A 22,574-nucleotide genomic window follows, 5' to 3' on the forward strand; every position below is an offset into this window, starting at 1 on the left:
TGTGATCAACAACGGCCCGGCGCGACTATTCCTGGCCGGAGAGCCTTTCACCCGACCGGATGTGCGGGCCCGATCCCGCCGGGGCCGTGAGGCGCAGCCTCAGTCCTCGGGCACGTCCTTCATGAAGACGATCCCGTCGATGCGGGCCAGGTGCGCCGGGTCGAGCGGGGCATAGCCGAAGTACGGGGATGTGCGCCGTGCGGTGGCGGTGAGGGCGGCGCCCGACGCGGAGGCGTCCACCAGGCAGGTCCCGGCAGGGAGCGCGTACAGGGCGCCTTCGAGGGTGTCCGGCGGCGGGACGTCGACGCCCTGGTGCCGCATCGTGCCGAAGGCGGTGGCCAGGAAGCCGTACTCCTCAGCCAGGCGGGTGTGCACGATGGCGCCCGCGCTCCACCATTCCAGCCGCTGCCCGCCCATCCGCATCGAGCTGATGTCGCGCTGGAGATGGCTGTTGTGCGCGTGGACCAGGACCGGCCCCCGCTCCGCGAGCGCGAGGAGGTTGTCGGCCATCATCTGATCCCGCAGGCCCGTCAGCCGCGCCAGCCGGCTCGGCGAGGCGTCGGCCATCCAGTGGTGGTACCGCAGCAGCCCCGACGCGGCCCGCGCCCACAGCCGCGCCCGGTCGAACGCATCCCGTGAGGCCGCCGCGATCAGGTGGGGTGCCCAGGCGTGGAGCAGCGCCCCCAGATCGTCGGCGAGCAGTCGCAGCTCCCCGGCCTCGGCCGACCGCCCGAGGGACGCGGACGGGTCCAGCATCGCCGCGGGGTCGGTCCACCGGTCGTCGGGGCCGAGCAGGCGGTCGAGCGTCCCGGCGGTGCAGGGAAGCAGCCCCGGGTCGACGTGGTCGGCGAGGGTGCGGTGGAGCGCGGTGAGCGTCTCCCGAGGGCTCGCGGCCCAGGCCATCTCCAGCGGCCCGTCGAAGCCGGCGAAGCGGACCTGGTCGGAAGCGGGGCGGCCGTCGTTGAACGCGCGCATCCAGCACACCAGTTCACGACTCGCCGCGGATGTCCCGAATCCGTGGCTGAACCCCCGCTCCAGTACGTCGTCCAGCGCGCCCGCGCCCGACGTCACGTAGTCGTCCACCAACAGCCCCGCCACGCAGTCGCTCTCGACGGCGATGGTCCGGTACCCCTCCTGTTCGACGAGTTGCCGGAAGAGGGAGTTGCGCAGCCGGAGCGGGGCGTCCACCCCGTGGGTGGGTTCGCCCAGGGCCAGCATCCGGGGCGGGGAGGCGAACAGCCGCATGACGGAGGCCGCATCGACGGCGTGGGCGATGTCCTTGATGTCGTCTGCCATGGCTTCAACCGTATCGTTGAACCTTCGGTTGAAACTTCTGCGCGATATTCTCGACTGCATGCGGCAGAACCTTCAAACGGCAGGTCGCCTGCGCCCCGTCGACCTGGCCCGTCGGCACGGTCTGTCGACCCAGGCGGTGAGGAACTACGAAGCGGCGGGCATCCTCCCGCCCGCCGGGCGCACCGCCCACGGCTACCGCACCTACGCACCGCTGCACGCCGACGCCCTGGGGACATTTCTCGCCCTGATCCCCGGCCATGGGCACGCGACCGCGACCGCGATCATGCGGGCGGTGAACGGCGACGAGCCGGCCGAGGCGTTCCGGCTCATCGACGAAAGCCACGCACAGCTCCTGGAGGACCGCAGGACGCTGGACGCCGTCGAAAGGGCCCTCCGCGACCTGGGGCCCGGAGCCGTGCCCGCACCCGACGACAGGGCGGGCCCCGGCGCGATGTTCGTCGGACCGCTGGCGGGAAGGCTGGGCATCCGGCCCGCCACGCTGCGGAAGTGGGAGCGCGCCGGGATCGTGACCCCGCGCCGCGACCCGCGGACCGGATACCGGGTGTTCGACGCGGCCGACGTACGGGACGCCGCCCTGGCCCACCAGCTCCGGCGGGGCGGCTACGGCCTGGAGCGGATCGCACCGCTCATCGCCCAGGTGCGGGCGGCCGGCGGTCCGGAGCCGCTCGCCGCCGCCTTGGACGACTGGCACGCCCGGCTGGCCGCCCGCGGGCGCGCGATGCTGGCCGGGGCCGCCGAGCTGGACGCCTACCTCCGCGAACGTGAGAGGCCGGTGCGGGCCCAGGGCGCGCACCGGGCGCAGGACATGTAAGCAGGTCCGGTCAGGCGGGCAGCCGCCCCAGCAGGGCCGCGAAGTCCGTGCCCGCCGGTAGGGTGCCGAACGCGAGCCCCTGGTCCCCGGCGAGGCGGGAGGCGCAGAACGCGTCGGCCACCGCCGCCGGAGCATGGCGCACCAGCAGCGAGCCCTGCAGGACGAGAGCGGCCCGTTCGACGACCCGGCGGGCCCGGAGCTGCGCGTCCTCGGGGCGCGCCAGCTCGGCCCGCAGCTCCCGCCAGGCCGCGTCGAGCCGCGCGTCCGCCCCGGCGGCCGCCCCGATCTCGGCGCTCAGGGCCTCCAGGGACTCGGGCTCCCGCGTCAACGCCCTCAGCATGTCGAGGGCATTGACATTGCCGGAGCCCTCCCAGATGCCGTTGAGCGGGGCCTCGCGGTACAGCCGGGGCATCCCGGAGGCCTCGTCGTAGCCGTTGCCGCCGAGGCACTCCAGGGCCTCGGCGACCGCGACGGGCTGCCGCTTGCACACCCAGTACTTGCCGACGGCGGTGGCCAGCCGGAGGAACGCGCGCTCCCCGGCGTCGCCCCGGTGGGCGCGGTCGGCGGCCCCCGCCAGGCGCAGGGCCAGGGTCGTGGCCGCCTCGGACTCCAGGGACAGATCCGCCAGAACGTTGCGCATCAGGGGCTGGTCGATCAGCTCGACGCCGAACACCGAGCGGTGGCGCGCGTGGTGGGCCGCCTGCGCCAGAGCGGCCCGGATACCGGCGGCGGACCCGAGCACACAGTCGAGCCGGGTCATCGTCACCATGTCGATGATCGTGCGCACGCCCTTGCCCTCGTCCCCGACGAGCCAGGCCACGGTGTCGTCGAACTCCGGCTCGCTGGACGCGTTGGACCGGTTGCCGAGCTTGTCCTTGAGCCGCTGGATGCGGAAGGTGTTCCGGCTCCCGTCCGGCAGCACGCGCGGCACCAGGAAGCACGACAGACCGCCGGGCGACTGGGCGAGCACCAGGAAGAGGTCGTTCATCGGCGCACTCGTGAACCACTTGTGCCCGCGCAGCCGCCAGGTGCCGTCGGCCTGCTCGACGGCGGCCGTGGTGTTGGCGCGCACATCGGTGCCGCCCTGCTTCTCCGTCATCCCCATCCCGGCGAGCAGACCGCGCTTGGCCGTGGGGGTGCTCAGCCCGGGCTCGTACACCCGGCTGGTCAGCAGCGGCTCGTACGTCTTCGCGAGATCGGGGGAGCGGCGCAGCGCCGGGACGACGGCGTACGTCATCGAGACCGGGCACAGATGCCCCTGCTCCAGCATCGTGGCCAGCATGAAGCCGCCGGCCCGGGCGGCATGGGCCCCGGGGCGCTCGTCGGCCCAGGCGGCGCCCGCCAGTCCCGCCCGTACCGAGGCGTCCATCAGCGAGTGATAGGCGGGGTGGAACTCGACTTCGTCGATCCGGTGGCCGAAACGGTCGTGGGTGCGCAGCTCCGGCTCGTGCCGGTTGGCCTGGTCGGCCCAGTGCTGCGCCTCCTCGCTGCCGACGTACCGCCCGAAGCGGTGCAGCTCCTCCAGATGCCACTCGGCGCCCTCACGGCGCACCCCTTCGAGCAGCACCGCGTCGTCGGCGGCGTCATGACCGGTGAGCGGCGGCGCCTGATTGGTCACCTCGTGCGTCACGGCGGTCGGGTTGCTGCGTGGTGCGGTGGGCGTGGACATCGGTTCTCCTCCGGGAGGCGGGACGGCGGGGCACACCAAGTGCGGGGCAGGGCGAGGCGCGGACCGGGTCAGGGGGCCGCGCCGGCGCAGCGCAGGGCCACGGCGGTCAGGCCGGCGACGAGCAGGTCCGCGTCCTCGGCGGCCGGGGTGCTCAGCGGATACACGAGGACCTCGCCGATCGCGCCCGTGAGTGCGGCGGCGGTGATCTCCGCGTCCTGACGGGGCAGTTGGTCCGCGGCGACCCCTTCCTCGATCACCGAGGCGAACAGCGCCCGGTAGCGGCGCCGGAACGCCAGGCGTTCCGCGCCGACCGCCGGCTCGGCGGGCGCCGCGAGCAGCGCGTACGCCAGCCCGTGGTTCTCCAGGGCGCGGCGGGTGAACACCTCCACCCCCCGGCGCAACCGGTCGGCCGGGTCACCCTCGCCCTCCAGTACCTCGCCCAGCACGTCCACCTCACGCTGCGCGGCGCGCCGGAAGACCTCCACGGCCAGCGCCGACTTGGACGAGAAGTGCTGGTAGACGGAGCCGGCGGCGATGCCGGCCGCGTCGGCGACGGCGGTGACGGATGCCTGCGCCCAGCCGACGTCCGCCACCACTTCGGTGGCGCAGACGACGAGATGCTCCCGGGCGGCTTCGAGGCGCCGCATTTCGGTCGGGGTCTTGCGGTAGGCCATAGAAGAAGTGAATCACCATTCAGAGCTTCCCGCTATGGCCGGTCCACCGCCCGTTTCAGGCCGCGGCGGATCCCTGCGGTGACCGGAGGACGAGCAGGGTGATCTCGCTGGGGGCGAAGACGCGGAAGGGCGGGCCCCAGAAGCCGGTGCCGCGGCTGGTGTAGAGGAGGGTGCGCGCGCCGTGGCGGCTGAGCCCGGCGACGACCGGCTGGTCGACGCGGACCAGGTAGTGGAACGGCCAGATCTGGCCGCCGTGGGTGTGGCCGGAGAGCTGGAGGTCGATGCCGTGGGCCGCCGCGCGGTCGATGAACTTGGGCTGATGGGCGAGGAGCAGGACCGGGAGACCGGGATCGGCGCCGTCGAGGGCTCCCGCGAGATGGGCGCGGTGGCCCGCAAGACCGGAGGACTCTGCGGTGACGTCGTCGACGCCGGCGACCACGAGGCTGTCACCGCCGCGTTCGAGCAGCAGATGGCGGTTGCGCAGCGGCTCCCACCCCAGCTCGTCCATCAGGTCGACCCAGCCCTGGGCCTCGCTGTAGTACTCGTGGTTGCCGGTGACGTAGACCCGGGCCCGGGTGGCCTGCACCGTGCCCAGGGGAGCGGCCTGGGCACGACGGCGTTCGGCCGTGCCGTCCGCGATGTCGCCGGTGTGGCAGACGAGATCGGCCTCCAGGGTGTTCACCGTCTCGCAGACGCGTGCGGACCAGCGGGCGCGGTCGAGCGGACCGTAGTGGGTGTCGGTGATCAGGACGACCCGGGTGCCGTCCAAACCGGCTCCCAGCCGGGGGAGTTCCACATCGAGCCGACGGACGCGCGGCACGCGTCGGGCCTCGGCATACCCCCAGGCGAGCAGCACGGCGGCGACACCGAGGACGGCCCAGGTGACGATGCGTGCCCGGCCCTGCCCGTCGCCGACGCCGGCCACGGTCAGGGCGAGCCGCAACAGGACGCCGAGCAGAACGGACCAGGTGAACAGGACCCATATGCCGCCGAGCAGGGTGTCCCCGACGATCGCCGCCCGGTCCTGCTGACGTCGACCGTGGCCCCGCACCATCGCGAACGGCATACCGACCAGACCGAGGACGAACAGCCCGGTGCCGGCGAGCGCGACCGGCAGCGGCCAGCGCTGACCGGTGTGCAGGAGGACCCAGCACGGCACGGCCCACAGCAGGACGGGGGCGACCAGGGGGATGTAGCGCATCAGACGCTGCAGACGGCTCCGCGGCGCTTCTTCCGCCGCACCGCCTGCCGCGCCGTCCGCGGATCGGGTATCGCTGGTCTCGGTCACGCTCGCCCTCCTGAGGTTCTGCCCGGGCGGCTCCCGCCGCCGATGCCCTGCTTCTGCTCCGGGCTCACTGCCGGATTCTCTCGCAGGACGCGGGATCGGCTTCAGGGGGTCGGCTTCCGCGCCGCGACGATCCCCGGTCGCGCGGTCCGTGATGCGGGCCCGAGCCCGCCGCAGCGACCGTTCGCCGACGCGCGTCCACCTGGCGTGACGCGGATTCGCACCTCGGCGTGCCTGTCGCCGCAGCCGTCGCACCCGCCCTTCCTTTAGGTAGGGCTACGTATTGATAGGCGCCGTCCGAGCGCCGCAAACTCTGGGCGGCAAAGCCCATCACAGGTCATCCCCGCGGCCGCCCGGCCCCGATCTCCCGTCACCACGGCTCTTCTTCCGTGGTGCCCGCATGCCGGGCGGTCCACCCCCACCAGGCCCGACAGGGCCTGTGACGCATCAAGAGGAGAAGCTGTGGATCGTCCCGTTCGCACCTTGCGGAGACTGCTCGCCGTCGGCGCCGGTGCCGCCCTGCTCGTCGGCGCCGCCTCGACCGCCGGAGTCACAGCCGCGCCCGTACCACCGGGCGGTGGCGAAGGCCGCATCGTCGGTGCGGACCGCCCCGACGCGGTCGAAGGCTCCTACATCGTCACGCTCAAGGACTCCGTGGCCCGTACGGAGATACCCTCCGTCGCGCGATCCCTGTCCCAGCGTCACGCGGGCCAGGTGCGGAGCACCTACACCACCGCCCTGCGCGGCTTCTCGGTGAAGATGAGCGAGGAGAAGGCGAAGCGCCTGGCCGCCGACCCCTCGGTGGCCCGCGTGGAAGCCGACGGCGCGGCGTACGCCACCGGCACCCAGCCCAATCCGCCCAGTTACGGCCTGGACCGCATCGACCAGCGCAGCCTCCCGCTGGACAGGAGCTTCACCTACCCCAGCGACGCCTCCAGCGTCACGGTCTACGTCGTCGACTCCGGTGTCCGGATGAGCCACGGCGACTTCGGCGGCCGGGCCACCAGCGGCTACGACTTCATCGACAACGACTCCAACGCATCAGACTGTCATGGGCATGGCACACACGTGGCCGGGACCGCCGCGGGCAGCTCCTACGGGGTCGCCAAGGGCGCCAAGATCGTCAGCGTCCGCGTGCTGAACTGCCAGGGCAGCTCCGGCACCAGCTGGGACCCGGTCCTCCGCGGTATCGACTGGGTCACCAAGAACGCCAAGAAGCCCGCCGTGGTCAACATGAGCGTCGGCGGCGGCAAGACCCAGTCCATCAACGACGCGATCAACAACTCCATCGCCTCCGGCATCACCTGGGTCGTCGCGGCGGGGAACAACAACGCCGACTCCTGCCAGTACTCGCCCTCGTCCACCCCGGCGGCGATCACGGTCGGCGCCACGAACAGCTCCGACGCCCGCGCCACCGGCTGGAGCAACGGCCAGGCCTCCAACTACGGCACCTGCCTCGACATCTTCGCCCCAGGCGACAAGATCATCTCCTCGTCCAACGCGGGCGACAGCGCCAACCAGTCCATGAGCGGCACCTCCATGGCATCCCCGCACACCGCCGGCGCCGCCGCCCTGCTCCTGGCCGCCAATCCGTCGCTCACCCCCGCCCAGGTCCGCGACAAGCTGGTCGCCGACGCGACGCCGGACAAGATCAGCGACGCCCGCCCCGGCTCACCCAACCGCCTGCTCTTCACCGGCACCGGCGGCGGCGAGGACCCCACCGACCCGCCCGGCAAGAAGTTCGAGAGCACCGGTCAGGTCCAGATCCGCGACAACGCCACCGTCGAGTCCCCCATCACCGTGACCGGCATCGACGGCAACGCCCCCGCCAGCCTGTCGGTCACCCTCGACATCCGCCACACCTTCCGCGGTGACCTCAAGGTCGAACTGCTGCCCCCGGGCGGAGGCGCGGCCGTCCTGAAGAACTTCAACTCCAACGACAGCGCCGACAACGTCCAGGGCACGTTCACGGTCAATGCCTCCAACAGCCCCGCCAACGGCGTCTGGAAGCTCCGCGTCACCGACAACTGGGTCAACGACACCGGCTCCATCAACTCCTGGTCCCTCCAGTTCTGACCCGGCTCGCGCCTCCCGGCCGGTGAGCCTCTCCGCGAACCTCACCGGCCCGGGACGGAGGCGTCTGCGTCGCCCGCACACGCGCCGCAGACGCCACTCCTCTTTCCAGCGCCGTCGGAACGGGCCATCATGAGGCCGTTCCGACGGCCCGGTCGCATCGCCCGCCCGCACATCCGTCCTGCCGATGCCGCTCAGGAGCGCGGAAGGAAGCCGTGAACGCCGAGCCGTCGCCGCCCTCCGCCCCCGGTCTCCTGATCGGACGCTCCGCCCTCCTGGACGAGGTGTCCCCGGAGCTCGGCCGCAGGCCCGCCGTCGCGGTGATCACCGGGGAGGCCGGGGTCGGGAAGAGCCGATTCGTCCACGAACTCCTGCGAAGGACAAGGACCACGTCACCGGATGCCGTCACCCTGGTCGCCCGCTGCCAGGAGGCGGACACACCTTTCCCCTTCGCACCGCTCGTCGAGGCGTTGAACCACTTCCGCTCCGGGCCCCTCCCGGCGGACCTGCCGCCGGTGACCGGGGCCCTGCACGCTCTGCTGCCCGACCTCGCGGACCGCCTCCCGCCCGCGCCGCCTCCCCTGGGAGACCCGGGTGCCGAACACCACCGCGTCCTGCGCGCCCTGCACGCGTACACGGCAGCGCTGGGGGACGCCGTCCTGGTCGTCGAGGATCTCCAGTGGGCCGACGCATCGACCTGCGCCTTTCTCCGTACGGTCATCGCCGACCCGCCACCTCGCCTGGGGCTCGTTCTCACCGCGCGCAGCGGGACCGTCCCCCACCGCGACGCCGAAGGCAGCGACGGCCTCCCGTTCCCGCTGCGCACACCGGCCCACGTGACGGTGGTCGAGCGGCACCTCGCACCGCTGTCGGCGGCGGAGACCGGTGAGCTGGCCGCCGGGCTGCTCGGTGTGCGGGCGGTACCGGACGAGTTCGCCGACGGTCTGCACCGGTGGACGGGCGGCCTGCCGTACGTCGTCGAGGAGGTGCTGCGCGGATGGCCCGGCTCCGCGGAGTTTCCCACCGGCGCGGCGGGGGAGCCGCCCCTGCCCGCGTCCGTGCGCCGGGTGGTGGTGGAGCGGCTGCGTGGCCTTCCTCCGGCGGCGCGGCAGGTGGTCGCCGCAGCAGCGGTCCTCGGCGAACCCGCGCCCGTTGAACTGCTGCGGTCCGTCGCGGGGTTGGGCGAGCCGGAGACGCGTGGAGCACTCGCGGCCGCGCTGGGGGAAGGCGTCCTCCTCGCCTCCCCCCGCGACGGCGGGTACGCCTTCCCCTACGACCTGGCGCGCCGGGCCGCGTACGAGGCGGTCGCCGAACCGGAACGGCCAGTTCTGCACCTGCGTGCGGCCCGCGCCCTGGCCCGGCACACGAGCCCCTTCCCGCTGGCGGGGATGGCCGAGCACTACCGGCGCGCCGGCCGCCCCGCGCAGGCGGCCCGCTGCCTGGAGGCGGCAGCGGACCGGGCTGCGGGGGACGGGGACGCGGGCATGGCCGCGGCTCACTACCTCGGCGCCCTGCGCAACGGCCCCTCGCCCGTGGCCCGCGACCGGGTCGCGCTGAAGCTGGCCCGCGTCGCGCTGAACGCCCGGCCAGGACCCCAGGTGCCCGCCGCGCTGCGGCAGGTCCTCGACCAGCACTCCCTGGGCCCCGGGCCGAGCGGTGAGATCCGGCTGCTGCTGGGCCTGTTGCTGCGCAACCAGTCGGGTTCCGGCCTTGAGGCGCTGGAGGAGATAGCGCGAGCGGTCCCCGACCTCCTCGTCGTCTCCACCGGCCAGGCCGCACGCGCGCTCGCGATCACGGCCATCCCCTCCCTCAAGGGCTGGCCGGTCGGCGAGCACCGCCGCCTGCTGGCCGAGGCGGAGCGGCTGCTGCCCGGGGTCGAGGAGGCGGACCTGCGCTCCGCCGTGCTGGCCAACCGCGCCACCGCCCTGGCCCTGATGGGCGACCCGTCGGCGTGGGAGGCGGTGGCCGATCTGCCCGGCACCCTCACCGGAGAGGCGGCGGCGAGGGTGTACGCCAATCTGGCGGGCGCCGCGAACTCCCTGGGCCACCCGGAGCGTGCCCGTGCCTTCCAGGCCCGGGCGTGGCAGGAGGTGCGGACGAACCACGCCCCCTATCTGGAAGCCTTCGTCGAGACGACGGACGTGGTCGCTGCGTTCATGAGCGGCCGGTGGAAGGGCCTGCTGGGGCGGGCCGAGCGTGCCGAAGCGCAGTACCAGGACGTGCCCGACTTCCACGCGGAGGCCCTGCTGGTCTGCGGACTGCTGCGCCTGCACACCAAGGGGCAGACGGATGTGGCACGGCGTCTCCTGGAGCGGGCCGTGGAGACGACCGCGCTGGACACCGGCGTGGTGCTGACCGCTGCCGCGGCTGCCGTGGCACGGGTCCATCTGGCGGCCGGCCGGCCGTCGCAGGCCGTCCAGGCGGTGGAGGGAGCGCTGCACCATGTCCGCCGTACGGGGGCGTGGGTGTGGGCGACCGCCCTCGTACCACCGGCGACCGAGGCACTCGTCCGGGACGACCGTCGCGGGGAGGCACATCGCCTGGTCGCGGAGCTGGCCGCAGGCATCGCCGACCGGGACGCACCGGCGGCCCGGGCCGCCCTGCTGACCTGCCGGGCCCTGCTCACCGCCACGGACGACCCGCAGTCCGGGCATGCGCCGTCCGATGCGCTGTACGCGTCCGCGGCAGACGCCTGGACGCGGCTGGAGCGACCGCACGAAGCCGCGTACGTGAAGGAGGCCCGCGGCCTCCACCTGCTGGCCTCGGGTGTGCCGGGCGGGCGCACGGTGCTCCACGAGGCGATCGCGGCCTACCAGGACATCGACGCCGTATGGGATGTGCTGCGGTGTCAGCGCGAACTGCGGGAGCACGGCCAGACCACCGTCCGCAGGCCCGGCGCGCTGGGGTACGGCGACCACCTCTCGCCCCGGGAGCGGGCGGTGGCCCGGCTCGCCTCGCTCGGCCTGTCGAACCGCGAGATCGCGAGCGAGCTGGTCCTCTCGCACCGGACGGTCGAGCACCATGTGGCCCGCGCCCTCCGGAAACTGGGGGTCTCCTCCCGCACCGAGATCGGCCCGCAGCTCGGACCATGACCGAAGACGCGAGGGAGGGCGGCACACTCCATGGTCTATTTTCCGCCATCCCCTTCTCTCTCTATGCCGTTAATCCACCGCTTTGTTGAGGTCCGGAGTTCACCGCAAGAACCACTTCTCAGCCAGTCCCGTTCCGGGGGTCTTGTGCGGGTCCACCGGCCTCTCCAGCATGAATAACGTTGTCAGGGACACGTCGGAATGATCGTGTTCCCGATGACGAGTCATGGGCGTCCACCCAAACGCCCCGAGTTTCCCCCCACGATCTGGAGGAACACAGTGCGACTCTCTCGCCCCCACAGCCTCACGAGACGAGCACGACTCATCGCCGGGGCCACCGGCCTCGCCGCCGCGGCGGCGCTCGCGGTTCCCGCCACCGCCGCATCCGCCCAGCCGGCCCCGAAGACGTTCAGCGCCACCGAGCTCAACCAGACCGCCACCTCTGTCCGCACCGCCGACGTCGGCGGCACGGCCTGGTACGTCGACGGCGCGTCGGGCAAGGTCGTCGTCACCGCCGACAGCACGGTCAGCCAGGCCGAGATCGCCAAGCTGAGGAGCGAGGCCGGCGCCAACGCCGACGCTCTCGTGGTCAAGCGCACCCCCGGTAAGTTCTCCAAGCTCATCGCGGGTGGCGAAGCCATCACCACCGGCGGAGCCCGCTGCTCCCTGGGCTTCAACGTGCAGGACGGCTCGGGAACCAAGTTCGCCCTGACCGCCGGCCACTGCACCAACATCGGCAGCTCGTGGTCCATCGGCACCACCACCGGATCGAGCTTCCCCGGCGACGACTACGGCATCATCCGGCACTCCGACCCGGGCGCGGCCGACGGCCGTGTCTCCCTCTACAACGGCAGCTACCAGGAGATCGACGGCGCGGCCGACGCGACGGTCGGCCAGTCCGTCCAGCGCAGCGGCAGCACCACCGGCCTGCACGGCGGCTCCGTCACCGGTCTCAACGCCACCGTCAACTACGGCGCCGACGGCATCGTCTCCGGTCTGATCCAGACCAACGTCTGCGCCGAGCCCGGTGACAGCGGCGGCGCACTCTTCTCCGGGAGCACCGCGCTCGGCCTCACCTCCGGCGGCAGCGGCAACTGCTCCTCGGGCGGCACCACGTTCTACCAGCCCGTCACCGAGGCGCTCAGCGTCTACGGAGTGAGCATCATCTGATCCCGCACGAACCAGGGTGTCGCCATCGGCCCTGAGCGCTGTCCCCGCCGGTTCACCGGCGGGGACAGCGCCCGTTCATGCCGGCGTGCCCTGTCAGCCGTCTTCCCCGCCTCAGCGGAACTCGTGGACCACCTGGATCTCGCCGAGCCTCTTGGCCGGAACCCAGAGCTCCAGGATGGTCGGTCCGTCGGCCCGCTGGTCCGTACGAGGCTCACCGGTACGGCAGGCCGGGAGACCGGAGGATACCGGTGCCACGGGCTCGGCCGCGAAGCGGTTTCCAGCTGCCTGACCGATGAAAGACGAGGTCAGGCACCTTCCATCAGACCGCGAGCCTGGCCGCCGGAGTTCCGGCAGCCAGGCTCGAAGGGTGCGGGGGCGGGTTACGGGAGTTCGTGGACGTGCGGTGCCACGCTGTTGACCCAGTTGTCGCCGTTCGCCGCGTCCCAGTTGGTGGACCAGGTCATGGCGCCACGCAGCCCCGGGTACGTCTTCTCGGGCTTGAACTCGCCGCAGTTCTCACCCTTGGTCAGGCAGTCGAGGGCGTCGTTGACGATCGCCGGGTCGACGTAGCCGGAGCCGGCGCCCTTGGAGGAGGCAGGGGTGCCGATGCCGACCTGGTCGGCATCGAGGCCGTTCTCCAACTGGATGCAGGCCAGCGCGGTCAGGAAGTCGACCGTGCCCTGGGCGTAGACGTTGCCGTCGCAGCCGGCCATCGAACCGCTGTTGTAGTACTGCATGTTGACGACGGTCAGAATGTCCTTCACGTCGAGCGCCAGCTTGAAGTACTCGGTGCTGGTGCTCTGCATGTCGATCGTCTGCGGCGCCATGGTGAGGACCAGGTTGCCGCCTGCCTTCTCGGACAGCGACTTCAGTGCCTCGCCCATGTACTGGGCGTTGATGCCGTGCTCCAGGTCGATGTCGACGCCGTCGAAGCCGTACTCCTGCATGAGGGCGTACGTGCTGTCGGCGAACTGCTGGGCCGACTCCGAGTCGTCGACCGTCACGTTCCCGAGCTCGCCGCCGACCGAGATGACGACGGACTTGCCGGCCTCCTGCTTCGCGGCGATGTCGGCCTTGAAGTCGTCCTCGGAGGAATAGCCGACCGCCGGGTCGAGGTTGAACTCGATCTGGCCGTCGGTGCCGGTGGCGTCGGCGAAGGCGACCGCGATGATGTCGTAGCCGTCCTGGACGTCGCCCAGCTTCTGGACTGTCGCGCCGTTGTCGAAGTTCTGCCAGTAGCCGGTGACGGCGTGTGCGGGTACGGCAGCACGGGCCTGACCGCTCTCGGCGGCGCCTGCGCTACTGCCCAGAGTGGTGGCCGCCATGAGCCCGCCGGTGGCGAGGACGAGGGCGACACTGCCGCCCAGGAGCTTGCTGCTGCGCTTCTTGCGATGCGTCCGGTCCACGGGGAATCTCCAGGTGCGTGGGGGGAGTTCGCGAACGAGGGGGACATCGGTGGCCACCGACCTGGTGCAGGAGATTGGTTCATACCAATGCCCATGTCAACCCTTGTGACAAAAACCGTCACCTCTGAGCACTCCTGATGTCGGGTTTTGGTGAGAACGCTCACGGAAGGTCGATCGGCCGGCTGCGGTGCTCGGTGAAGCCGGTCCGTCAGCGGACCGACAGCCGCACGAGACCACCGCGCCCCTCCGGGGTGCCCGACACCCGCAGCGCCACATAACGCGGGGAGCCCGTGGCCCGCAGACTCCGCACCCGGCCATGACCGGTGAGCGCGCCCGCCCGGCGGTAGCTGATCCCGTCGTCGCTGAACTCCACGGACAGGCCCGGGACCCGCCCGGCCGACCACTCGGCCTCCACCCGGCCCACCGCCCGCCGCGCCCCGAGGTCCACGACCAGACGGCCCTCGCGTCCCGGCCGCCACACCGTGTCCGGGGAGCCGTCGACGGCTGCCGACGGCTCCGACATCCCCGTCGGCAGCGGCGCGTTCGGGAAGACGGCCCGGCCCAGGGCGAGGTCCGTCGTCGGATAGGCCTGCGCCCCGCGCACCGTGACCTCGATGCCCCGGCCCGGCCGCACCACTGCCACCGTGCTGCGCCCCTGTGCCTCGACCCGCACCCGGCAGACCGGCCCGGTCAGGCGCACCGTGGCGGCGTCCACGACCTCCACCCGCAGCCCGTTCGGCAGCGACCGGCCCGACAGCGGGACCAGCGTGAACCGGGGCGGCAGCAGCAGCGCCGAAGCCGCCTCCAGCCGCGCCTCGTACCGCAGGCCGTCCCGGGTCACCACCTGCTCGCCCTCGTAGACCTCCCGGCGGCGGCCCTCCTGCACCAGGGCGACCGGGGTGCGCGCCGCCCGGTCCGACAGGTTGAACAGACTCAGGTGACCGTCCGTCACCGCCGCCCGCACCTTCTCGTCCCCGGCCGTGGGCACCGGCCGGCGCGCGAGTTCGCGCAGGCCGTCGGCGGACACCCCACAGTGGCCCTCCACGAGCAGCGGGCCCGTACCGCCGCCCTCCGCCAGGACGATCGTGTCCCCGTACACCGCCAGCGGACCGCGCACGCCGCGTATCACCAAGCCCGCACGGCCGTCCACGTCCAGCCAGCCGCCCTCGCTGCGCAGCGCCGGTACGGGGCCGCCCGCCAGGTCCGTCCACCTCTCCCCGTCGTCCGAGCCCTGCACCAGGTAGCTCCGGCCCGCCGCGCTCTCCCAGCGCAGGGTGACCCGGTCCAGGGCGCGGGGCTCCCCGAGGTCCACGGCGAGCCAGCTGTCGGGGCGCGGCCGGTCGGCGGTGGAGACCGCCCAGCGCGTCGTGCCGTCCCCGTCCACGGCCAGCTCCGGCCCCCTGCCCGGTGCGGACGAGGACGCGGTGGCCCGGCCACCGCGCGCGAGGTCGGGCCCGTCGGCCCCGTCCCGCGCCTCCACGGCGAACAGCGAGTAGCCGTACGCCGGATCGGGCGTCACGCCCTGGACCCGCAGGTGCCGGACCGTCGTACGGTCGAAGGACAGCTCGTCGACGCGGCCCGTCGAGCCACCGGAGGAGTCCCGGGACGCGACCGTGGCCGATCCCTCGGCGAAGCGGTACGTCCGCTTGCCGTCCAGGCCCGCCACGCCCGGCATGGTGAGGTTGTGCACCTCCAGCCGGCCGCCCGCGGTGTCCGGTCCTTCGGCGGCGTGGACCACCGCGCCGCTGGGCAGCGTGGTGAAGCCCGCGAAGCCGTCCTTCAGCCGCAGCAGCGTCGCGCTCCCGTCGAAGCCGTCGCGCAGCCGGGTGTGCGTCCGCACCGAGCGGCCGGTGACCTCCACGCCCGTCGACGGGAGGAACATCGGCGTGGCGCCGCTGATCCGGAACAGCCAGTCGTCGTGGCCCGGCTGCCAGGCGAACTTCACGAACTTCGGCTTGGACACCGCACCGGCCCAGGCGGCGGGGGACTGGTGCGACACCAGGCCGGGCCCCTCCCCGAAGTCCGTCACCCCGGAGGCGTACGCGAACAGCTCCCGCTGCGACAGCGGCACGGCGGGCCGGCCCGCCCCGGGCCACACGTGCAGCAGGTAGCTGATGGCCAGTTCGGCGCGGGCCTCCGGCTCGTACTTCGGCTCACCGGAGAACTTCGCCAGCCGGTGCTCCGGCGGGTACGCCTGGTACGCCTCCAGCCGCGCCGCCAGCTCCACTTCCGCACGGGCCGCCGCCCGGTCGCCCATCACCCGGGACAGGAACGCCAGCGGGATCACGTCCCGGCCGTAGAGGTGTTCCCGGTCGTTCACCATCGGCATCAGCGGCTCACCCGCGTCCGACATCACCCCCAGCAGGGTCCGCCACAGCGGCCCGGCGTTCGGCTGCCGGGTCAGCACCTCGGGCAGCGGCTCCCCTGCCGCCAGGAAGTGCGCCGCGTTGCGCCCCGAGGTCCGCCACAGCTCCGCCTGGTAGTGCGGGCCGAAGGAGCCGTGGTTCTCGACGACGAACGTGTCGTAGACGTTCCGGGCGGTGTTCCGGGCCACCGGCACGCCGTCGACGCGGGCCGGGTTGGCGAGGTCGGCCTCCGGCAGTCCGGCCTCGTTGCGCGACCAGGTGCCGTAGTCGGCCGCCCACTCGGAGCGTCGGCGGTCGTCCGGGGCCCAGGCCAGCGCGGGGGCCAGCGCCTGGGCGTAGATGCCCATCTCCTCCAGCTTGGTGTCACCGACGTGGCCGCCCGTCAGCCCGTTCGGCGTCCAGGACCCGGAGGCCGGGTCGTCGCCGGTGCCCAGGGCATGCGTGTACGCGGCCTGCTCCCGGACGATGGTGTCCACCAGGGAGTGGGTCCGCTCGTCCAGCTCGTCCCAGAGCAGCCGGGCGGCCAGCACGAAGTACGACTGGAACGTAGTGTCGAAGAACAGGGTGCGGCCCCACTGGGTGCCGCCGGTCAGCCGGTTGGAGGCGGCGAAGTGCCGCAGTGTCGCCAGCGTCCGCCGCTTGAGCGTGTCCCGGTCCACCCCCGCCAGCTCCGCGTCGTAGCTGCCACGTGTCAGCAGCACGGCGTGGCCGAGGACCACCGCGAACCCGAAGAACTTGTCCGTGTAGACACCCCGGGCCTCGTCCCACTGTGTCTCGGACCAGCGGGTGTGCCGCAGCAGGACCCGGTAGTACGTGGCGGCGACATCGTCCTCCGCGCCGCTCCCGCCGGCCCCGGCGAGCGGGGACGCGGCCGCCGACGGCGAACCCGCGCCGAGCGGCAGCGCGGCCACGGCTCCGGACGCGCCGAGGATCTGGAGCAGTCGGCGGCGGCCGAGGGGAAGGGAGGTGGGGCCCACGGTGGTTCTCCTCTGGGGGTGCGCGCGGCGGTCGTCGGACGGCTCAGGGGGAAACGGCCGTACGATGAAGCCACGATGGACAACGTTGTCAACGGGTTGAGGGCCACCCTTGGCCGCCCCGGTATGTTCCGTCAAGGGAAAACGCACGATTGAACGGGACGATGACGGAACGACGGACCGAGGAGGGACGCGGCAGTGAGGACGATCGGGCTCATCGGCGGCATGAGCTGGGAGTCGACGGCGGAGTACTACCGGCTCATCAACGAGTACACCCGGGACCGGCTGGGCGGGCTGCACTCGGCGCGGTGCGTGCTCTACTCGGTCGACTTCGCCGAGATCGAGCGGCTCCAGACGGAGGGGCGCTGGGAGGAGGCCGGTGAGGTTCTGGCCGACGCCGCCCGCGCGGTGCAGAGTGCCGGGGCCGACATGGTGCTGATCTGCACCAACACCATGCACAAGGTGGCCGACACGGTGGCGGCAGCCGTCTCGGTCCCGCTGGTGCACCTCGCCGACGCCACGGCGGACGCGGTCCGCGCGGCGGGGGTGCGGAAGGTCGGTCTGCTCGGCACGGCGTTCACCATGGAGCAGGACTTCTACCGGGGCCGGCTCCGGGACCGGGGGCTGGACGTACGCGTCCCGGACGCGGCGGGCCGGGCCCTGGTGCACGAGGTGATCTACGGCGAACTGTGCCTGGGCGAGGTGCGTGCCGCATCCCGTGAGGCGTACCGGGAGATCATCCGGGGCCTGGTGGCGGACGGCGCGGAGGGGGTGATCCTCGGCTGCACGGAGATCGAACTGCTCATCGGCCCCGAGGACAGCCCGGTGCCGGTCTTCCCCACCGCCCGGCTGCACGCCCTGGCGGCGGTGGACGCGGCCCTGTCCGGAGGCGACGAGTAGGAAGCGGGCCGCGCGGATGGAACCGGGCCGGTGGAACGATCCGGGCCGGCGGCAGATGCGGGCCGACGGAACGGGCCGGGTCCCGCGGCTGTCCCCGATCCGGAACGGGCCCTGAACGGGACCTTGTTCGTATCGTTCCGGAGTGCCGTCGTGCCCGATCGGGCACGACGGCACTCCGGCTTCGACCTGGTCCGAGCCTTCCGGCATGACACCCGGCTTTCGGGACAGGCGCTGACCCACAGCGCCCCACGCAACCGCGCGCGGAACGGCGGCTTCCGCCGCCGCACCCGTCCGAGCGGTGACGTGACGGGGTGCACGACGTCCCCCACAGCCGGAAGAAGGTCCCCCGTGGCGATCCACCACACGCAGCAACCGCTGGACGCCGGACGACCCGTCCCGGAAGCCGACGAGCGGCCGTCTGCGGCCGAACCTCGTCCTGACGCAGGGCCCGGGGCGCGGCAGCACCCGGAGCAGGCTCACCGGCAGCGGCCCTCCGCCCTGGAACAAGCAGGCGGCGTACGCGGATTGATCTACTCCGCGCTCCCGGTCCTCGCCTTCGTCATCGGCAACAACATCGGCGGGCTGAAGACGGCGATCATCGCCGCCCTGGCCCTCTCCGTGGTGATCGCGGCGGAGCGCCTGCTCCGCAAGGAATCGATCATGCCCGCGGTCGGCGGCGTCTTCGGCGTGGCCATCGCCGCAGGGATCTCCTGGTGGACCGGATCCGCCAAGGACTACTTCCTCATCGGCATCTGGTCCAACCTGGCCGCCGCCCTGGTCTTCGGGATCTCCGTCCTCGCGCGCCGCCCGCTGGCGGGCGTGCTGTGGAACTCCATGACCGGCAGGGGCACGGCCTGGCAGGAGGACCGGCGCTCGCGGCGCGACTTCTCCATCGCCACACTCGTCCTCACCGTCATCTTCGCCGCCCGTTTCGCCGTCCAGCAGTACCTCTACCAGGCCGACGAGGTCGGCACGCTGGGCACCGCGAAGATCATCATGGGCTACCCGCTGCTGGCCGTCGGACTGCTCGCCGTCGCCTGGGCCGCCCGCGCGTCGCACCGCCGCCTGCGTGCGGCGGGACACGCGGAACACTGAGAGGGGCTGACGCGGCGGCCCCGGCCGGGCAGAGGACCGCCGCCTCCAGGCATCCGACGTGAGGCTCTAGAAGAACCCGAGCTTCTTCGGGCTGTACGAAACCAAGAGGTTCTTCGTCTGCTGGTAGTGCTCCAGCATCATCTTGTGGTTCTCCCTGCCGATGCCCGACTGCTTGTAGCCTCCGAACGCAGCGTGCGCCGGGTACGCGTGGTAGCAGTTCGTCCAGACCCTGCCCGCCTTGATCCCGCGCCCCGCCCGGTAGGCCGTGTTCACGTCGCGGGTCCAGACTCCGGCGCCCAGCCCGTACAGGGTGTCGTTCGCCGTGCTGATGGCGTCGTCGAAGTCGGTGAAGGACGTCACGGCCACGACCGGGCCGAAGATCTCCTCCTGGAAGACCCGCATCCGGTTGTCGCCCTCGAAGACCGTCGGCTGGACGTAGTAGCCGCCCTCCAGGTCACCGCCGTGCTCGACGCGCTGACCTCCCGTCAGGATCTTCGCCCCCTCCTGCTGGCCGATGTCCAGGTACGAAAGGATCTTCTGCAGCTGGTCGTTGGAGGCCTGGGCGCCGATCATCGTGTCGGTGTCCAGCGGGTGGCCCGGCACGATCTGTTCCGTGCGGGCGATGGCCGCTTCCAGGAACGCGCCGTAGTGGCCGCGCTGGATGAGAGCGCGCGACGGGCACGTACACACCTCGCCCTGGTTGAGGGCGAACATCGTGAACCCTTCGAGGGCCTTGTCGAGGAAGTCGTCGTCGGCGCGCGAGACGTCGTCGAAGAAGATGTTCGGCGACTTGCCGCCCAGCTCCAGCGTCACCGGCTTGATGTTCTCGGAGGCGTACTGCATGATCAGCCGCCCCGTCGTGGTCTCACCCGTGAAGGCGATCTTCGCGACGCGCGGGCTGGAGGCGAGCGGCTTGCCGGCCTCCGCTCCGAAGCCGTTGACGACGTTGACGACGCCCGGCGGCAGCAGATCCGCCACCAGGCTCAGCCAGTAGTGGATCGAGGCGGGCGTCTGCTCGGCCGGCTTGAGGACCACCGCGTTGCCCGCGGCGAGCGCCGGGGCGAGCTTCCAGGTGGCCATCAGGATGGGGAAGTTCCACGGGATGATCTGCCCGACCACGCCCAGCGGCTCGTGGAAGTGGTACGCGACGGTGTCGTCGTCGATCTCGCTGAGCGAACCCTCCTGGGCGCGCAGCGCTCCCGCGAAATAGCGGAAGTGGTCGATGGCGAGCGGGATGTCCGCCGCCAGGGTCTCCCGCACGGGTTTGCCGTTCTCCCAGCTCTCTGCGACCGCCAGCTCCTCCAGGTGGGCCTCCATCCGGTCGGCGATCCTGTTCAGCACCGACGCCCGGTCCCCGGCGGACGTGGCGCCCCAGCCCGGAGCCGCCGCATGGGCCGCGTCCAGGGCCCGTTCGACGTCCTCGGACGTGCCGCGCGCGATCTCGGTGAACGGGCGGCCGTTGACGGGGCTCGGGTTCTCGAAGTACTGGCCCCGGGCCGGCGGCACGTACTCCCCGCCGATCCAGTGGTCGTAGCGGGACGCGTACGTGACGATCGCGCCCTCGGTGCCCGGCGCAGCGTAACGGGTCATCTCTGTGGCCTCCCGGATCCGGTGCCGCCCGCCGTTGGACGGCCCTCGGCGCGAGGCTAGGGACGGGGACGTTGCAAGCGCGTTGCAACGTCGGGCGGCTGTCAGCCGCGTTGCTCGGCGTCGAGCCCGCGGACCCGGGCCTGCAACGCCGGCCGCTGGTTCGCCGGGACCGCCCCGGCCAGCGCGCGCCACACCGGCAGGTCCTCCTCGCCCCACGGGCTGTACGCCCAGTCGGCGAGCAGCCCCGGATCACCCCGGGCGATCAGCGCGGCCCGCAACTGCTCCTCGATCCGCCGCCGCAGTCGTACGACCGCGGGGGCCCCGGACCCCGGCAGCAGCGGGCCCGCGTACGCGTCCAGCGCCGCCGCCACCGCGCCCGAACCCAGCCGGCGCGTCACCGTGTCGAAATCGGCGTCCACTGGGACGGCCAGCCGGTACGGGCGTGAGTCCAGCAGATCGGGTCCCAGCAGCCGCCGGAGCCGGGAGAGCTCCGCCCGCAGCGTCACCGGGGTCACCGACTCGTCCTCGTACAGCTCGATCAGCAACTCGTCCCCGCTCAGGCCCTCCGGACGACGGGCCAGGGCGACCAGGATCTCGCTGTGCCGCCGGCTGAGCCGCAGCCGCCGTCCGTGCGCAACCAACAGCGCCTCGTCCCGGCCCAGCGCACTCAGCCGCACCGCATCGACGTCGGGCCCGGCCGGCGGTGTCAGCAGCGCGAGGTGCGACTCGGCGGCCCGGGCCACCGCCTGGACGAAGGCCAGACTGTGCGGATGGGCGAGCCTGTCCCCGCCCGTGATGTCCACGGCTCCCAGCACCCGGCCCGTCCGGGGATCGTGCAAGGGTGCCGCCGCGCAGGTCCACTGCTGGACCGGCCGCAGGAAGTGCTCGGCCGCGAAGACCTGGACGGGACGGTCCACCGCGATGGCCGTTCCCGGCGCGTTCGTCCCCGCCACGGACTCGGCCCAGCGGGCGCCCTCCACGAAGTTCATCGCTCCGGCCGCCCGCCGCGCCGCCGTGTGGCCCTCGACCCACAGGAGGCGGCCGTGGGCGTCGCAGACGGCCAGCAGATGTTCCCCGTCCGCGGCGTAGGCCCCCATCAGCTCACGGATCACGGGCATCGCCCGGGCCAAGGGGTGTGCCGCCCGGTAAGGCCCCAGTTCGTCCGGGCCGAGCTCCACGACGGGGGCCTCGTCCGGGCTGACCCTCGCCCGCGCCGAGCGCCGCCAGGACGCACCGACCACCGCGCGCACCGGCCGCTCCAGCCGCCCCGCCGAGGTGAACACATCGTGGGCGCGGCGCAGCACGCCGCTCCGTTCACCGGGATCGGCGTCCGCCGCCAGGGCCACCCAGGGATCCGTCAACTCACCCTCCCGTCCAGGGCCGTCGTGCTCTCCCATCGTCGTCGCCGTCGGCCTCCGCGACAACCTCGGTGCGGAGAGTCATCACCACGGGTGACGCAGGAGGGAGCTCAGGCGACGTCGCGGACGAGCCGGAGGTAGCGCTCCCAGTCCCAGTGGACGCCCGGATCGGTGTGGTCGCTGCCCGGAACCTCGTGGTGGCCGACGATGTGGTCCCGGTCCTTGGGGATGCCGTGGCGGTCGCAGATGTCGGCGGTGAGCACGGCGGACCGCCGGTACATGACGTCCGTGAAGAACTCCGGGCGGTCCACCCACCCTTCGTGCTCGATACCGACGCTCCGGGTGTTCCAGCTCCAGTTGCCCGCGTGCCAGGCGATGTCCTTCTCCCGTACGCACTGGGCGACATGGCCGTCGCCGGAGCGCACCACGTAGTGGGCCGACACCTGCTTGGAGGGGGTGCGGAAGATACCGGCGGTCGGCGTGAACAACTGCTGGGCGACATGGATGACGACACGGTCGATCCGGCGCTCGGAAGGGCGGGTGGGGACGGTGTAGTTGACGGGGGCGGCCGGAACCCACAGGGCCGTCGCGTAGTCGGTCGGGCCCTGGGGCGCGGCCACGGCCCGCACCGACGACGGCAGGACGGCCGCCGCACCCATCGTCGCGGCGGCGTACTGGATCAACCTTCTGCGGTGCAACAGCGCTCCTGGGACTGGGCTGGACCGGCCGGACCCGGGGGATGGGCCGGCCCGGGGCCCCGGCTCGTCGATCACCCCTGCCGCAGCAGATGACGAGCG

16 protein-coding genes are annotated in these 22,574 nt (G+C 72.5%); 6 read left to right on the forward strand and 10 right to left on the reverse strand.

Annotated elements, in window-relative coordinates; genetic code table 11:
* Positions 1-99: 99 nt before the first annotated feature.
* The gene (locus IE134_RS16505) at positions 100-1,296 is read right to left on the reverse strand and encodes an erythromycin esterase family protein (protein WP_126931836.1); all 1,197 of its coding nucleotides are present in this window, start codon (positions 1,294-1,296) and stop codon (positions 100-102) included.
* 58 nt (positions 1,297-1,354) lie between these two features.
* Between IE134_RS16505 and IE134_RS16510 the strand changes: the two genes are divergently transcribed.
* Positions 1,355-2,128 (forward strand): TioE family transcriptional regulator, encoded by a 774-nt coding sequence (locus tag IE134_RS16510; protein ID WP_189430879.1) that lies wholly within the window; start codon positions 1,355-1,357, stop codon positions 2,126-2,128.
* Positions 2,129-2,138: 10 nt separating this feature from the next.
* On the opposite strand, the gene IE134_RS16515 is transcribed toward IE134_RS16510, so the two are convergent.
* The 3 genes from IE134_RS16515 to IE134_RS16525 form a co-directional block, all read right to left on the reverse strand.
* On the reverse strand, positions 2,139-3,797 hold the full coding sequence (locus IE134_RS16515) for an acyl-CoA dehydrogenase family protein (protein ID WP_030717615.1): 1,659 nt from the start codon (positions 3,795-3,797) through the stop codon (positions 2,139-2,141).
* A 68-nt stretch (positions 3,798-3,865) separates the two neighbouring features.
* Entirely contained in the window at positions 3,866-4,471 is a 606-nt protein-coding gene (locus tag IE134_RS16520; protein ID WP_030717617.1) for a TetR/AcrR family transcriptional regulator, read from the reverse strand.
* 55 nt (positions 4,472-4,526) lie between these two features.
* Positions 4,527-5,759 (reverse strand): metallophosphoesterase, encoded by a 1,233-nt coding sequence (locus IE134_RS16525; RefSeq protein WP_030717618.1) that lies wholly within the window; start codon positions 5,757-5,759, stop codon positions 4,527-4,529.
* 459 nt (positions 5,760-6,218) lie between these two features.
* Between IE134_RS16525 and IE134_RS16530 the strand changes: the two genes are divergently transcribed.
* The 3 genes from IE134_RS16530 (at position 6,219) to IE134_RS16540 (ending at position 12,088) form a co-directional block, all read left to right on the forward strand.
* Complete coding sequence (locus tag IE134_RS16530; RefSeq protein WP_030717621.1) at positions 6,219-7,832, forward strand: S8 family peptidase; 1,614 nt, start codon at positions 6,219-6,221, stop codon at positions 7,830-7,832.
* Positions 7,833-8,044: 212 nt separating this feature from the next.
* A complete protein-coding gene (locus IE134_RS16535) occupies positions 8,045-10,921 on the forward strand; it encodes an AAA family ATPase (protein WP_189430881.1) in 2,877 nt (958 codons plus the stop codon).
* Positions 10,922-11,197: 276 nt separating this feature from the next.
* The gene (locus tag IE134_RS16540) at positions 11,198-12,088 is read left to right on the forward strand and encodes a S1 family peptidase (RefSeq protein ID WP_189430882.1); all 891 of its coding nucleotides are present in this window, start codon (positions 11,198-11,200) and stop codon (positions 12,086-12,088) included.
* Positions 12,089-12,199: 111 nt separating this feature from the next.
* On the opposite strand, the gene IE134_RS16545 is transcribed toward IE134_RS16540, so the two are convergent.
* The 3 genes from IE134_RS16545 to IE134_RS16555 form a co-directional block, all read right to left on the reverse strand.
* Entirely contained in the window at positions 12,200-12,343 is a 144-nt protein-coding gene (locus IE134_RS16545; RefSeq protein WP_158634740.1) for a hypothetical protein, read from the reverse strand.
* A 125-nt stretch (positions 12,344-12,468) separates the two neighbouring features.
* Complete coding sequence (locus tag IE134_RS16550) at positions 12,469-13,494, reverse strand: chitinase (RefSeq protein WP_189430884.1); 1,026 nt, start codon at positions 13,492-13,494, stop codon at positions 12,469-12,471.
* A gap of 208 nt (positions 13,495-13,702) precedes the next feature.
* Positions 13,703-16,837, reverse strand: coding sequence for a discoidin domain-containing protein (locus IE134_RS16555; RefSeq protein WP_189430885.1), 3,135 nt, complete (start codon positions 16,835-16,837; stop codon positions 13,703-13,705).
* Between the two features lie 195 nt (positions 16,838-17,032).
* On the opposite strand from IE134_RS16555, the gene IE134_RS16560 reads away from it, so the two are divergent.
* Together IE134_RS16560 and IE134_RS16565 are read left to right on the forward strand one after the other, a co-directional pair.
* A complete protein-coding gene (locus IE134_RS16560) occupies positions 17,033-17,734 on the forward strand; it encodes an aspartate/glutamate racemase family protein (protein WP_098019996.1) in 702 nt (233 codons plus the stop codon).
* 348 nt (positions 17,735-18,082) lie between these two features.
* Positions 18,083-18,829, forward strand: coding sequence for a DUF3159 domain-containing protein (locus IE134_RS16565; RefSeq protein WP_229823608.1), 747 nt, complete (start codon positions 18,083-18,085; stop codon positions 18,827-18,829).
* A gap of 66 nt (positions 18,830-18,895) precedes the next feature.
* Here the strand turns inward: IE134_RS16565 and exaC are convergent, their stop codons facing one another.
* The 3 genes from exaC to IE134_RS16580 all read right to left on the reverse strand — a co-directional run bounded on the left by exaC (position 18,896) and on the right by IE134_RS16580 (position 22,475).
* On the reverse strand, positions 18,896-20,419 hold the full coding sequence (gene exaC, locus IE134_RS16570; RefSeq protein WP_098894584.1) for an acetaldehyde dehydrogenase ExaC: 1,524 nt from the start codon (positions 20,417-20,419) through the stop codon (positions 18,896-18,898).
* Positions 20,420-20,520: 101 nt separating this feature from the next.
* Positions 20,521-21,780, reverse strand: a complete 1,260-nt coding sequence (locus IE134_RS16575) for a GAF domain-containing protein (protein ID WP_189430887.1) — start codon at positions 21,778-21,780, stop codon at positions 20,521-20,523.
* A 107-nt stretch (positions 21,781-21,887) separates the two neighbouring features.
* A complete protein-coding gene (locus IE134_RS16580) occupies positions 21,888-22,475 on the reverse strand; it encodes an N-acetylmuramoyl-L-alanine amidase (RefSeq protein ID WP_189430888.1) in 588 nt (195 codons plus the stop codon).
* Between the last annotated feature and the right edge of the window lie 99 nt (positions 22,476-22,574).

The organism is Streptomyces rubiginosohelvolus (assembly GCF_014649875.1).
Taxonomy (GTDB): Bacteria; Actinomycetota; Actinomycetes; order Streptomycetales; family Streptomycetaceae; genus Streptomyces; species Streptomyces rubiginosohelvolus.

Coding starts and splice junctions, on each gene's coding strand:
- IE134_RS16505 (WP_126931836.1), bottom strand. CDS start 1,296: ATGGCAGACGACATCAAGGACATCGCCCACGCCGTCGATGCGGCCTCC.
- exaC (WP_098894584.1), bottom strand. CDS start 20,419: ATGACCCGTTACGCTGCGCCGGGCACCGAGGGCGCGATCGTCACGTAC.
- IE134_RS16520 (WP_030717617.1), bottom strand. CDS start 4,471: ATGGCCTACCGCAAGACCCCGACCGAAATGCGGCGCCTCGAAGCCGCC.
- IE134_RS16515 (WP_030717615.1), bottom strand. CDS start 3,797: ATGTCCACGCCCACCGCACCACGCAGCAACCCGACCGCCGTGACGCAC.
- IE134_RS16510 (WP_189430879.1), top strand. CDS start 1,355: ATGCGGCAGAACCTTCAAACGGCAGGTCGCCTGCGCCCCGTCGACCTG.